The organism is Moraxella pluranimalium, assembly GCF_002014825.1.
Lineage (GTDB): Bacteria > Pseudomonadota > Gammaproteobacteria > Pseudomonadales > Moraxellaceae > Moraxella > Moraxella pluranimalium.
The window spans coordinates 85,545-98,293 of the sequence record NZ_MUYU01000009.1; the positions used below are offsets into that span (position 1 = coordinate 85,545).

General features: G+C 46.5%; 13 protein-coding genes. 10 read left to right on the forward strand and 3 right to left on the reverse strand.

Annotated features, from left to right (window positions below; genetic code table 11):
- Window positions 1–18 precede the first annotated feature (18 nt).
- Entirely contained in the window at window positions 19–930 is a 912-nt protein-coding gene (locus tag B0680_RS04030; protein WP_078253772.1) for a LysR family transcriptional regulator, read from the reverse strand.
- 169 nt (window positions 931–1,099) lie between these two features.
- Between B0680_RS04030 and B0680_RS04035 the strand changes: the two genes are divergently transcribed.
- The 10 genes from B0680_RS04035 to B0680_RS04080 all read left to right on the forward strand — a co-directional run bounded on the left by B0680_RS04035 (window position 1,100) and on the right by B0680_RS04080 (window position 11,225).
- Entirely contained in the window at window positions 1,100–1,645 is a 546-nt protein-coding gene (locus B0680_RS04035; RefSeq protein WP_078253773.1) for a VOC family protein, read from the forward strand.
- Between the two features lie 47 nt (window positions 1,646–1,692).
- Window positions 1,693–2,691: a fumarylacetoacetate hydrolase family protein gene (locus B0680_RS04040; RefSeq protein WP_078253774.1), complete on the forward strand. Its 999-nt coding sequence runs from the start codon at window positions 1,693–1,695 to the stop codon at window positions 2,689–2,691.
- A gap of 252 nt (window positions 2,692–2,943) precedes the next feature.
- The gene (locus B0680_RS04045; RefSeq protein WP_199174055.1) at window positions 2,944–4,029 is read left to right on the forward strand and encodes a TRAP transporter substrate-binding protein; all 1,086 of its coding nucleotides are present in this window, start codon (window positions 2,944–2,946) and stop codon (window positions 4,027–4,029) included.
- A gap of 57 nt (window positions 4,030–4,086) precedes the next feature.
- Complete coding sequence (locus tag B0680_RS04050) at window positions 4,087–4,623, forward strand: TRAP transporter small permease (RefSeq protein WP_078253775.1); 537 nt, start codon at window positions 4,087–4,089, stop codon at window positions 4,621–4,623.
- Between the two features lie 19 nt (window positions 4,624–4,642).
- On the forward strand, window positions 4,643–5,968 hold the full coding sequence (locus tag B0680_RS04055; RefSeq protein WP_078253776.1) for a TRAP transporter large permease: 1,326 nt from the start codon (window positions 4,643–4,645) through the stop codon (window positions 5,966–5,968).
- Between the two features lie 131 nt (window positions 5,969–6,099).
- Window positions 6,100–7,440 carry a short-chain fatty acid transporter gene (locus B0680_RS04060; protein ID WP_078253777.1) on the forward strand — a complete coding sequence of 447 codons (1,341 nt, stop codon included), beginning with the start codon at window positions 6,100–6,102 and terminating at the stop codon, window positions 7,438–7,440.
- Window positions 7,441–7,471: 31 nt separating this feature from the next.
- Window positions 7,472–8,170, forward strand: a complete 699-nt coding sequence (locus B0680_RS04065) for a CoA transferase subunit A (protein WP_078253778.1) — start codon at window positions 7,472–7,474, stop codon at window positions 8,168–8,170.
- Between the two features lie 39 nt (window positions 8,171–8,209).
- The gene (locus tag B0680_RS04070) at window positions 8,210–8,839 is read left to right on the forward strand and encodes a 3-oxoacid CoA-transferase subunit B (RefSeq protein ID WP_078253779.1); all 630 of its coding nucleotides are present in this window, start codon (window positions 8,210–8,212) and stop codon (window positions 8,837–8,839) included.
- Between the two features lie 30 nt (window positions 8,840–8,869).
- On the forward strand, window positions 8,870–10,051 hold the full coding sequence (locus tag B0680_RS04075) for an acetyl-CoA C-acetyltransferase (RefSeq protein ID WP_078253780.1): 1,182 nt from the start codon (window positions 8,870–8,872) through the stop codon (window positions 10,049–10,051).
- 400 nt (window positions 10,052–10,451) lie between these two features.
- On the forward strand, window positions 10,452–11,225 hold the full coding sequence (locus B0680_RS04080) for a MipA/OmpV family protein (RefSeq protein WP_228143745.1): 774 nt from the start codon (window positions 10,452–10,454) through the stop codon (window positions 11,223–11,225).
- A gap of 143 nt (window positions 11,226–11,368) precedes the next feature.
- On the opposite strand, the gene yghU is transcribed toward B0680_RS04080, so the two are convergent.
- Window positions 11,369–12,175 carry a glutathione-dependent disulfide-bond oxidoreductase gene (gene yghU, locus B0680_RS04085; RefSeq protein WP_078253781.1) on the reverse strand — a complete coding sequence of 269 codons (807 nt, stop codon included), beginning with the start codon at window positions 12,173–12,175 and terminating at the stop codon, window positions 11,369–11,371.
- Complete coding sequence (locus B0680_RS04090; RefSeq protein WP_078253782.1) at window positions 12,172–12,681, reverse strand: hypothetical protein; 510 nt, start codon at window positions 12,679–12,681, stop codon at window positions 12,172–12,174. The genes yghU and B0680_RS04090 overlap by 4 nt, the downstream gene beginning before the upstream one ends.
- Between the last annotated feature and the right edge of the window lie 68 nt (window positions 12,682–12,749).

Sequence of the window (12,749 nt, forward strand, 5' to 3'; positions counted from 1 at the left end):
ACAGTCTTTATTTGTATGTTAAGTATAATCGTGGCTTTGAAGATGCTGACAAAGTACCACATAAAACTTATGTGCTGCATCCGACAGCGTGCGACCACGCAAACGATACAGATAGGATGCTCGGGTGATGCGTGGTGACGCCAGTGCTCGCATTTCAAGACCATTTTGGGCGACTCGGGTGCGAGAATAGGGCAGGCATATTGTCAGTCCCAACCCTTGGCTGACCATACTAAATGCCGTCGTCAAAAAATTCACCTGATAAGCGGCATTTTTGACCATCGCTGCTTCATCGCTTGGCAAATCAGCACTTAGCACTTCAGAAAACATCCCAGCCATCGTGATTAGCGGCTCATGCTTAAGATCCTTCCATTCGACACTTTCACGCTGACATAAAGGATGCGTCGGTGGCATCACCACATAAAATGGCAAATCAAACAACAGCTCCGATGACAAGCTATCGGCGATATTGCGAGCAGGCGCTATCCCAAAATCCACCTCGCTTGACGCCACTGCATCGATGACCGCATCGACTGAGCAATCTTTCATTGATACTTTGATATTGGGATAGGAGGCGACAAACTCTGCGATCACCTTGGGCAGAATCGACGCCGCCAGCTGCTGACTGACAGCGACATTCACCACACCGCTTTCGAGCGCCTTTAGTCTGCTCACTTCGGTGGTCATATTTTCAACATCATACAAAATCTTGGTCGCCATTGGGTAGATGTGCTGACCCGCCACCGATAAGGTCAGCTTACGCGTCGTCCGATCAAATAGACGCAGTGATAGCGTGCCCTCAAAATCCTTAATCAAGCCGCTCAATGCCGATTGTGTCAGATGCAGGCTCTCTGCCGCCTTTGTAAAACTGCCCGTCTCCGCCACTGCCTTAAAGGCACGGAGCTGGCGTAAGGTGATGTTATTTAGGTTCATAATACCTGCCTACTATTGAATTATGCATAACTTATCATAAATATCGATAAATAATCAAGAAAATCCCGCTTTACCTTCGGTGGGTTTTTTGGTGAAATGACACCAAGATCAATGCAGGTGCATTTTTCATTCACCAAGATGGCACAACTTAATATCAAGGAGTAAAGATATGACAATCACCCAAGGCGTGCATCATGTGGCTTATCGCTGTAAAGATGCCAAAGAAACCGTCGAATGGTATCAAAAACATCTGGATTTGGGCTTTGTACTCGCCATCGCCGAAGACAAAGTACCATCCACAGGTGAGCCTGACCCGTATATGCACATATTTTTGGATGTGGGCGGTGGTAATATTTTGGCGTTTTTTGAGCTGCCGACCAAGCCTGAAATGGGGCGTGATGAGAACACACCGCTATGGACGCAGCACTTGGCACTCAAAGTCAAGGACATGGATACGTTACTTGCCACCAAAGAACGCCTAATCGCAGGCGGTGTCGATGTGCTAGGTCCAGTGAATCATACGCTGTTTCAGTCGATTTATTGCTTTGATCCAAATGGCCACCGCATCGAGCTTGCTTGTGATGTCACTACTGACAAGATGGCAAAGGCACTCGATAAAGTCAAATGGGATATGCTCAACGAATGGGCAGTCACCAAAAAAGCCCCACAGCACGCACGCTGGGTGCATGATGGCACTGAGCCACCAGAAGTGTGATTTGTCTCAATCATCATTTAATTTAATTAACAATAAGGAAATATCAAATGAAATTAGCAACTCTAAAAAAAGGCGGTTTGGATGGTACTTTGGTCGTCGTTAGCCGTGATTTGAGCATCTGCCGTGAAGTCGCTGACATCGCACCGACACTGCAGAACGCCCTAGATAACTGGGATGAAGTCGCCCCAAAACTACAAGCCGTCTATCAAGAGCTTAATGATGGCAAAGATGGCGTGGCATTCGACCAAACCGCTTGTCATTCACCTCTACCACGCGCCTATCAATGGGCGGATGGCTCAGCTTACCTAAACCATGTGGAGCTGGTACGTAAGGCTCGTAATTCAGAAGTGCCTGCGTCTTTTTATGAAGATCCACTCATGTATCAAGGCGGCTCAGACAGCTTCATCGGTCCACGAGATGAGATCGTCGCCAAAGAAGCATGGGGTATCGACATGGAAGCAGAAGTCACCGTCGTGACTGGTAAAGTCGCTCTAGGTAGCACGCCTGAAGAAGCGGCTAAGCAGATTCGCCTAGTGATGCTGGTCAATGATGTCTCGCTACGAAACCTAATTCCAGCAGAGCTTGCCAAAGGCTTTGGCTTTTTCCAAAGTAAGCCTGCATCAGCATTTAGCCCTGTGGCAGTCACCCCAGATGAGCTAGAAGATTGGTCAGATGACGCCAAATTGCACCTACCATTGGTCGTACATCTAAATAACAACCTATTTGGTCGCCCAAACGCTGGCACGGATATGACTTTTAGCTTTGGTCAGCTCGTCGCTCACGCCGCCAAAACTCGCAACCTAGCCGCTGGCACCATCATCGGCTCAGGCACAGTGTCAAATAAGCAGGATAGCCTATGGGGTTCAAGCGTTGAGCATGGTGGGGTTGGCTATTGCTGCCTAGCCGAACTTCGTATGTACGAAGCCATCGAGGGCAAACCACAAACCCCATTTATGACTGATGGTGATGTGGTGCGCGTGGAGATGTTTGACAAAGCAGGTAATAACATCTTTGGCACGATTGAGAATACTGTCAAAGCGATTTGATTATCCATAGTATCCATTAAACATAACATTGACCATCATAGCTTTGATGGTCAATTTTTATTTTTATAATCAATAACTTAAATAAATCACAACACGCCATCATCGTACAGTCAATCATCCGATGAATTTATCATGAATTTGTATAAATAAATCAGAAAATACCACTGTTATTTTTTTGTCAAAACAGGTTTAATAAGCACATCGATTCAAATTATATGGGTGCCAAGCAAGGCATGGGATTGGGAGAGTAGCATGAAGCTAAAAACACTATCAATGATTATGGGTGTCATGATCTTGGCAGCCTGCACCGAAGACAGACTGCCAAAACCATCACCGATCGGCGAAAACGAACGAGTGGTATTGCGTGTGGCACATTTTTGGCCAGCGACAGCCATGAGCCAAAAGAAAGTACTTGAGCCATGGTGTGCCACCATCACCGAGCAGTCTGGCGGACAGATGACCTGTCAGTTCTATCCTGCGATGCAGCTGGGTGGCACGCCTGCACAACTAATGGATCTGGCTCAAGATGGCATCGCTGACATCGTCTTTACACTGCCAGGCTATACACCAGGTCGCTTCCCGATCATGGAAGTGATGGAGCTACCATTTATGACCATCGACGGTGAATACAGCAGCCGTGTGGCATGGCAGATTTATCAAGAATTTGCCCAAGAAGAATTTGCAATGGTCAAGCCATTGGCATTCAATGTGCATGATCGTGGACAAATTTTAAATAACCGCCGCCCGATCACCAAGATTGAAGATTTTAAAGGGCTCAAACTGCGTGCTCCGACTCGCTTGACCAACAAGATGGTCGAGGCACTGGGTGCAACTCCTGTCAGCATCCCAATGCCGGCTTTGACCGATGCGACATCTAAGGGTGTCGTCGATGGCGTGGTGCTACCCTGGGAGGTGATTCCAACTTTAAAATTACAAGAGGTCGCTCGCTATGCCAGCGAAATCAACGCTCCAGATCCTGTGCTGTACAGTGCGCTATTCACGATTTCCATGAATAAATATAAATACGAAGCACTACCGCCTAAGCTCAAAAAAATCATCGATGACAACACGGGCGCCAATTTCTCACAACAGCTTGGTCGCACTTGGGATGAACAAATCACCACCGCACGCCAAAAAATCGAGGATAACGGCAATCCGATCAATCAGATCGCATCTGATGAAGTGGCACGCATCCAAGAAGCTGCCAAGCAAGTTGAAGCTGACTGGATTGCTGAAATGAACGCCAAGGGCTATGATGGTCAAGCCATCGTCAATCGAGCAAAAGAGTTGATCGCTGAAGCCAAACAAGCTAAAGATGCAGCAGCGACAACCAACTAAATTAAATAATGATGGAATTTGTCAAAAAAAAAGACAAAATCAGGATGAGAGGTGACTATGGCCGAATTTTTTGAAACACAAGTACAAGATGACACACCACAGGACGCCATCGGCAGATTTTTGATGGCGTGGTCAAAGCTGTCAGCCTTTGGTGGTGTGGTGGTGTTGGTCTTGATTTGTTTAATTGCCACTGCAAGCGTCATCGGCCGTGCGTTATTTGCCACGCCCATCAAAGGTGATGTGGAGCTGGTACAGCTTGGCTGCTCTTGGGCGATTGCGGCATTTTTGCCATATGGTCAGATGAAAAAAGCACATGTCATCGTGGACTTTTTTACCCTAAAGGCACCAAAAAGTCTGCGTTGCGTGTTTGATATTTTTGCGGCAGTATTATTAGCATTATTTGCACTGCTATTGATGTGGCGCAGTTATTTTGGTGCTGTTGATGCCATCAAGCATGGCACGACAACGATGATTTTGGGAATGCCAGAGTGGATTGCTCACATCACCATCGCACCAGGATTTTTCTTATTGGCTTTGACGGCTTTGTACACCGCTTGGCAATTTATCAAAAACTATGATGGCTATGCCAAATAATAACTAAGGATGGAAAATTATGGATCCAATGATTATCGGACTTGGGATGGGTGCATTTACCATCTTGTTATTGGTTTTTCGTATTCATATTGGTATTGCCATGCTGATGGCTGGTGTCACAGGCTATGTGATGATCGCAGGCTGGTATCCGCTATTGAGCTACCTAAAAGGTATGCCATTTGCTCGCTTTTCGGTCTATGATTTATCCGTCGTGCCGCTGTTTTTATTGATGGGTAACATCGCTTCTCGTGGTGGCTTATCCAAGCGACTATTCCAATCTGCCAATGCGTTTTTGGGGCATTATCGTGGCGGTGCTGCCATCAGTGCTGTCGGTGCTTGTGCTGGCTTTGGTGCGATTTGTGGATCATCATTGGCTACCGCAGCGACGATGGGACAAGTGGCATTGCCTGAACTTAAGCGAGCCAATTATTCAGATGCACTGGCAACGGGCGCTCTGGCAGCAGGCGGCACGCTAGGGATCTTGATTCCGCCATCGGTGGTGCTGGTGATCTATGCCGTCTTGACCGAACAAAATGTCTCAGCAATGTTTATGGCATCACTGATCCCTGGCATCATCGCCATGCTGGGCTACATGCTTGCCATCGCCATCTATGTACGCATCGTGCCGAATAGCGGTCCTGCGATGCCACGCATGAGCTGGAGCGATCGCATCACGCTATTAAAAGGCGTATGGCCTGTGATTGCGGTATTTGTATTGGTCATCGGCGGTATCTATGGCGGTCTATTCACCCCAACAGAAGCTGCTGCCATCGGTACGGTTGCTGTCGGTATCCTAGCCTTTGTGACCAAAGAAATGACTTGGTCGGGTCTGATGAATGCGCTGTATGACACTGCTGCATCGACGGCGATGATTTTTCTAATCTTACTTGGCGCTGATGTATTGAACGCATTTTTTGCACTATCACAGATGCCGATTAGTTTGGCTGAATGGGTGATTAATAGCGGTCTGTCGCCATTGACTGTACTCTTTGCGATGATCATCATCTATATCGTGCTGGGCTGTGTGATGGATAGCTTATCAATGATTCTCTTGACGATTCCTGTGTTTTTCCCTATCATCATGGGTATGGATTTCTGGGGACTGGATCCGACAGATAAGGCGATTTGGTTTGGTGTACTTGCTTTGATGGTCGTCGAGATCGGCCTGATCACACCGCCTGTAGGTATGAATATCTTTATCATCAACAGCATGGCAAAAAATGTCTCGATGAAAGAAACTTATAAAGGTGTGCTGCCATTTTTATGTTCGGATCTCATCCGCATCGTGGCACTGGTATTTATGCCATCGATGGCACTGTGGCTGGTCCATGTCCTGAATGGGTGATGAGTAGGGCGATGGTTTTGAGTCTATGATGAATAAAATTAGCTTCAAAACCATCATGATTTATGCAATACTATTGCATAAATCACACCTAAAGGATTTAAGGTACTTAACAACAAGGATGGAGATATCATATGTTTGGTACGATTACAAATATGTCGGTCAAGATGGTTAAAAACTATTTACCATCACCTTTTGTGTTTTGCATTCTATTAACTGTGGCGGTTTTTGCAGCTGCCATTACACTCACCAATCAAACGTTGTTTGAAACCGCGAAATTTTGGGGCGATGGCATGTGGTCATTGCTCGGTTTTTCGATGCAAATGGCATTGATCTTGGTAACAGGTCATGTATTGGCCAAAGCACCTGTGATCAGCCGCTTTTTAGATAGTATTGCCGCCAAAGTCAAGAGCCCAAAGCAAGCCATTATCGCTGTTACTTTGGTGGCACTGATTGGCTGCTGGTTAAACTGGGGCTTTGGGTTGATTGTTGGAGCGGTATTTGCCAAGTCACTAGCCCGTCAAGTTAAGGGTGTGGATTATCCGTTGTTGGTGGCATCTGCATATTCTGGCTTTTTAATTTGGCATGGCGGTTTATCTGGCTCCATCCCTTTAGCACTCGCGACCGAAGGGGCGGATTTGCTGCGAATTTCAGGAGAGACCATCACAACTGCAGTTCCTGTAAGTCAGACCATTTTTTCAACACTGAATCTTTTTATTATTGCAGGCTTGTTGATTGGATTGCCTTTTATCAATATGCTGATGCTGCCAAAAACACCAATCATTGCCGATCCTGCCAAGCTCATCGAACCTACGCCAGAGCTACCTAGTGTCACTACACCTGCCCAAAAAATTGATGACAATCGCTTGATGGCACTGTTAATCGTTGGCTTGGGAGCGATTTATTTATATGTACATTTTAGTGGCAGCGGTTTTAATCTGGGATTAAATATTGTCATTGCTCTGTTTTTATTTGCAGGGATATTAGCACATAAGACACCTGAGCGATACAGTCGTGCCATCGAAGACAGCGCCAAGGGAATCGCTGGGATTGTGTTGTTATTTCCCTTCTATGGTGGCATCATGGGTCTGATGATGGGTTCGGCTGAAGGCGGGCAGTCTTTGGCAGGTATGATTAGCAATGGCTTTGTGGCGATTTCAAATCAGCAAACCTTTCCAGTGCTCACCTTTTTAAGCGCAGGCCTTGTCAATGTCTTTGTACCATCAGGTGGTGGTCAATGGGCGGTTCAAGGACCCATCATGCTTCCAGCAGGTGTTCAGCTAGGCGTTGATCCCGTTGTATCAGCGATGGCTATTGCTTGGGGCGATGCGTGGACGAATATGATTCAGCCGTTTTGGGCATTACCTTTGCTTGGTATCGTTGGGCTGGATGCACGCTCGATCATGGGGTATTGCCTGATTGCTCTGGTGTACTCAGGTCTGCTCATCTGCACAGCATTTTTATTTTTTATCTAACTTTAATATCAACTCAACCTAAGGAATGATTATGAGTAAAGTTTATCCATCAGCACAAGCAGCACTTGCCGATATCGTCGCAGATCACCAAACCATCGCTGTCGGCGGCTTTGGACTGTGCGGCATCCCAGAAAGCTTAATCGCTGCCTTGCGTGATAGTGGCGTGACTGGTTTGACTTGCATTAGCAACAACGCTGGCGTGGATGATTTTGGCTTGGGGCTACTATTACAAACTCGTCAAATCAAAAAAATGATCGCCTCGTATGTTGGCGAAAACAAAGAATTTGAACGCCAGTTTTTATCAGGGGAATTGGAAGTTGAACTCACACCACAAGGTACTTTGGCAGAAAAACTGCGCGCAGGTGGTGCAGGGATTCCAGCCTTTTTTACCAAAACAGGGGTCGGCACCCAAGTCGCTGAAGACAAAGAAGTGCGTGAATTTGACGGTGAAGCATATGTGATGGAACGCTCACTCACCGCCGATGTGGCGCTCGTCAAGGCGTACAAGGCGGATAAGGCAGGAAATCTGGTGTTTCGCAAGACCGCACGCAACTTCAACCCCGATGTTGCCACCGCAGGCAAAATTACCGTCGTTGAAGTCGAAGAACTCGTTGAGACGGGTGAGATTGACCCTGACAGCGTCCATCTGCCTGGTATCTATGTGCATCGTATCGTGGTCAATAACAACCCCGAAAAACGCATCGAACAACGCACTATTTCAAAATCATAATTGATATCATAAATAATATTAAAAAATAAGGAGTAACTCATGGCTTGGACTCGTGAACAGATGGCACAGCGTGCCGCCGCAGAATTACAAGACGGTTTTTATGTCAATCTTGGCATTGGATTGCCGACATTGGTCGCAAACTACATCCCCGATGGCGTCAATGTCATGCTGCAGTCCGAAAATGGTCTGCTTGGCATCGGTGCATTTCCTACCGAAGATGAGCTGGATGCTGATTTGATTAACGCTGGTAAGCAGACTGTCACCGCACAGACCGGCGCCAGTTTCTTTAGCAGCAGCCAGTCCTTTGGCATGATTCGTGGCGGCAAGGTGAATTTGGCAATCCTGGGTGCGATGGAAGTCAGTGAGCAGGGCGATTTGGCGAACTGGATGATCCCTGGCAAGATGGTCAAAGGCATGGGTGGGGCGATGGACTTGGTCGCAGGCGTTCAACGAGTCATTGTGCTGATGGAGCATACCGCCAAAGATGGCTCGTTTAAGATCAAGCCAAACTGCGATTTGCCATTGACCGGTCAAAAGGTCGTTCACCGCATCATCACCGATCTTGCTGTGCTGGATGTGACTGCTGATGGTCTAAAGCTAGTTGAGCTTGCCGATGGCGTAAGTTTTGATGAATTACAAAGCAAAACTGGCGTAAAAGTATCACAATAAATTTAGGAAAATTAATCATAAGGAGATATCATGGCTGATGCAGTCGTCATCGTTGCTGCCAAACGAACGGCAGTGGGTTCATTTTTAGGGTCATTATCCAGCGTGCCTGCACCCAAGCTTGGCTCGGCTGTGATTAGCGACTTACTGGCTGACACAGGCATTAACCCTGATGCGGTAAGCGAAGTGATTATGGGCAATGTCTTGACCACTGGCGTGGGGCAGAATCCCGCTCGCCAAGCTGCCATCTTTGCAGGACTACCAGTCCAAACGCCTGCCACCACCGTCAATGTCGTCTGTGGCTCCGGCCTAAAAGCCGTACAAATGGGCGTGCAAGCCATCCTATGCGGTGATAGCGACATCGTCATCGCAGGTGGTCAAGAATCGATGAGCCAAAGTCCGCATTTCATCCATCTGCGTGACGGCATCAAGATGGGCAACGGCAGTCTGACCGACAGCATGGTCGCAGATGGCTTGACCGATGTGTATCATGGCTATCACATGGGCATCACCGCCGAAAACATCGCTGAGAGATATGGCATTGATCGCAGCACCCAAGATGAATTTGCACTCTCATCCCAACAAAAAGCCGCCAAGGCTGCCGCCGATGGTAAATTTATCCATGAAATCAGTGCTGTATCGGTGCCACAGAAAAAGGGCGATGCCATCATCGTCGATCGTGATGAGTACATCAAGCCTAACACAAGCCTAGATGGTCTTGGCAAACTTCGTGCCGCTTTCAAAAAAGACGGCACCGTCACCGCAGGCAACGCATCAGGCATCAATGATGGTGCAGCAGCAGTGATGCTGATGACGCAAAGCCGAGCCGAAGCGCTTGGACTGCCAATATTGGCAAAAATCGTCTCATATTCAGCCACAGGTATCGAGCCTGAAGTGATGGGCTTAGGTCCTGTATCAGCAGTCAAATCAGTACTGGACAAGGCAGGCTGGCAGGTCGATGACGTTGATCTGTTTGAGGCCAATGAAGCCTTTGCTGCTCAAGCACTGGGCGTCGCCAAAGAGCTGAATCTGCCAGCTGAGCGAGTGAATATCAATGGCGGTGCGATCGCCATCGGTCATCCAATCGGCGCATCTGGCTGTCGCATCCTAGTGACGCTCGTGCATGAGCTGATCCGTAGTGGTAAATCCAAAGGCGTTGCTACCTTGTGCGTCGGTGGCGGTATGGGACTTGCAATAGCGATTGAGCGAGTATAAGTTTGTAAATTAACCAAAAGCATCTTATTGCGTATCCAATAAGATGCTTTTCTTGTTTGGCTTTGAAGGCATTTTAAGAATCTAATTGATAGCTAGCAATTCAACTCATAATTATTTAACATAATATACATTATGCGAAGTATAAGCAATCGAGCTTGGGAAAAAGCTCCAAGCAAATTTGGCATAAATTTGTCAGTTATTTGGCAACTTATCACCATGAGCACGACTAAATCCAATCACTGTTGATTGCCATACAGCCCAACTTGTCCCAAGCTCTCATTGAATTTGTGCACTTTGTACAATTATCGTGAAATTTATCCGCTTGTGATGAAATTCTCGCACGCTGATGGCAAATTTGTTTTATAATAACCAACAGACACTCAAATTCAGCGGAGTTTTTATGCGCCCACAATCAGCACCATTCAAATCCGTCATGGCATTGGCATTGCTACCTTTGGCAAGCGTCAGCCCATCAGGACAGCTACCCGTTGACAAAGATGCCAAGCTCAGCGTTGGCATAAACGCCACCTACAACTCAAGCGCCTACGCCATTGATAATGGTATCAGCGTGATGCCACAGGCGTTCTATGACAACAACCGCCTATATATCGAAGGTGCTGAAGCTGGTTTTTATCCTTATAAAGACAGCAAAAATCACGTGCGTGTCGGCGTCAGCTACGACGGACGTGATTTTGACCCAAGTGATGCTTTGGCGGATACGCACAAAAATCTAGACAAGCGCGATTGGTCGGTGCTTGCACACGCAAGCTATATGCACATCACACCGTATGGCGGTTTTAAAATCAAAGCCACTACCGATGCACTTAGCCGTCATGACGGTCAAACCATCAGCTTATCACACCTATCTAAATTCAATAAAGATAAATTAACCGTTTATCCAGAGTTTGGCGCTGTATGGCAAAGTAAAGACTACAACCAGTACTACTACGGCGTATCAGCTGACGAAAGCACCCGCACAGGCGTTGCTCAATATAATGCCGACTCAGGCTTTATGCCATTTGCTACCGTGACAGCAAGCTATCAATTAACCAATGACATCAGCGTCTTTGGCAATCAGCGTGTGGAATGGCTATCATCTGCTCAAAAGAACAGTCCATTGACCGATGATGCACTTGATACCAAAACCAGAATTGGTATCAATTACAAATTTTGATTGATTAAATTGGCTAAAAAAACAAAAGGGTGTTTGTATGTAAACGCCCTTTTATTTTGCCCAGAATAAGCCAACTCACCCTATTATCGCCCTGCTGTTTTATGGCTTGGCTTGGATGATTTGGCTATATCGGATTAAATTTACTAATCAATCGGCAACAGCTCAAGCGTTTGTGCAGTTTGTACCGTCAGCTTGTCAGCCATCATCTTTGCCCAGCGGATAATGTGTCTATATTCATGCACTGCAAGGAATTTGGAAGCATCATACTGCTCACTCACATACAGCTCACCCAAGCACAGTCTGCCATACCATGGATAAATCGCCATGTCAGCAATACTATACTCATCGCCCAAAATGTAATTGCGATTTTCTAGGTGTTTATTTAGCAAATCTAACTGACGCTTGGTTTCCATCGCATAGCGATCAATCGGATATTCCATCGGGTATGGCGCATACGCATAAAAATGCCCAAAGCCACCGCCAACAAATGGTGCAGAACCCATCTGCCACATCAGCCATGAGTACATCTCGGCCTTTTTGGTTAAATCATTTGGCATAAAGGCTTGATACTTTTCTGCCAAATACAGCAAAATCGCCCCACTTTCAAATACAGGTACAGGCGGCGTATTCGTACAGTCAAGCAAGGCAGGAATCTTGGAATTTGGGTTGATTTTGACAAAATCTGAGCCAAATTGATCACCGTTCATGATGTTGATTTTGTACCCATCATAGCCTGTGATTTTGCCAAGAGATTTTAATTCTTCTAACAAGATATTCACCTTAATGCCATTTGGCGTGTTAAGTGAATACAGCTGATATGGCGCATCGCCGATTGGCAGACGCTGCTCGTGCGTTGCCCCTGCGGTTGGACGGTTCGTCCCGCCAAATTTACCGCCCGCTTTGGCTTTGACGCTTTCATAATCCCAAACGGCTGGTGGTGTGTAGCTCATGGCGTTTCCCCTTCTGCTGGTTCATAGTATCTGACGCATAAATCTTTAAAAATTAACTCTGGATCTTCCACAATAGTTTCAAATACATCAGCATTGTGAAATTTGATCGTAGTTGGCTCAGCCATCATACTTTGCATGATATCATTGGCAAGCTCATCATTTGGCACGGTCTCACCAATCATTTCTGCTTTGGATTCTTCAAGTCCATCACTGATAACTTGCGTATAGTGCAATTTATCGCCTGCAACCATCCATTTAAAATGATATTTAAACTCAAACCATTCTAACGCAACACCATTGAACCATTCAAAATAATTAGAAATGCCGTAGCCCGTCCCATCAGGTGAAAAGGTCAAGGTATCAGAGCCTGTTCCATAAGTCAGTTCGGTCTTGGCAATGTATGAGCAACTCCACTTTCCAATCAACTGCTGCTCTGTGGTATTTGCTGATGTCCCTGTTGTCACAGCCAAGCCAAGCAGCAATGAGAATAATGGCAATTTTTGCATAATAAACTCCAACCTTCATACTCATGTAGTATAACAAAAAAGGCGGCCGAAGCCACCTTTTTGTCGTC

Excerpts from the sequence above, each read along its gene's own strand:
- B0680_RS04030 (WP_078253772.1), bottom strand. The coding sequence starts at position 930 with ATGAACCTAAATAACATCACCTTACGCCAGCTCCGTGCCTTTAAGGCA.
- B0680_RS04035 (WP_078253773.1), top strand. The coding sequence starts at position 1,100 with ATGACAATCACCCAAGGCGTGCATCATGTGGCTTATCGCTGTAAAGAT.
- B0680_RS04040 (WP_078253774.1), top strand. The coding sequence starts at position 1,693 with ATGAAATTAGCAACTCTAAAAAAAGGCGGTTTGGATGGTACTTTGGTC.
- B0680_RS04045 (WP_199174055.1), top strand. The coding sequence starts at position 2,944 with ATGAAGCTAAAAACACTATCAATGATTATGGGTGTCATGATCTTGGCA.
- B0680_RS04050 (WP_078253775.1), top strand. The coding sequence starts at position 4,087 with ATGGCCGAATTTTTTGAAACACAAGTACAAGATGACACACCACAGGAC.
- B0680_RS04055 (WP_078253776.1), top strand. The coding sequence starts at position 4,643 with ATGGATCCAATGATTATCGGACTTGGGATGGGTGCATTTACCATCTTG.
- B0680_RS04060 (WP_078253777.1), top strand. The coding sequence starts at position 6,100 with ATGTTTGGTACGATTACAAATATGTCGGTCAAGATGGTTAAAAACTAT.
- B0680_RS04065 (WP_078253778.1), top strand. The coding sequence starts at position 7,472 with ATGAGTAAAGTTTATCCATCAGCACAAGCAGCACTTGCCGATATCGTC.
- B0680_RS04070 (WP_078253779.1), top strand. The coding sequence starts at position 8,210 with ATGGCTTGGACTCGTGAACAGATGGCACAGCGTGCCGCCGCAGAATTA.
- B0680_RS04075 (WP_078253780.1), top strand. The coding sequence starts at position 8,870 with ATGGCTGATGCAGTCGTCATCGTTGCTGCCAAACGAACGGCAGTGGGT.
- B0680_RS04080 (WP_228143745.1), top strand. The coding sequence starts at position 10,452 with ATGCGCCCACAATCAGCACCATTCAAATCCGTCATGGCATTGGCATTG.
- yghU (WP_078253781.1), bottom strand. The coding sequence starts at position 12,175 with ATGAGCTACACACCACCAGCCGTTTGGGATTATGAAAGCGTCAAAGCC.
- B0680_RS04090 (WP_078253782.1), bottom strand. The coding sequence starts at position 12,681 with ATGCAAAAATTGCCATTATTCTCATTGCTGCTTGGCTTGGCTGTGACA.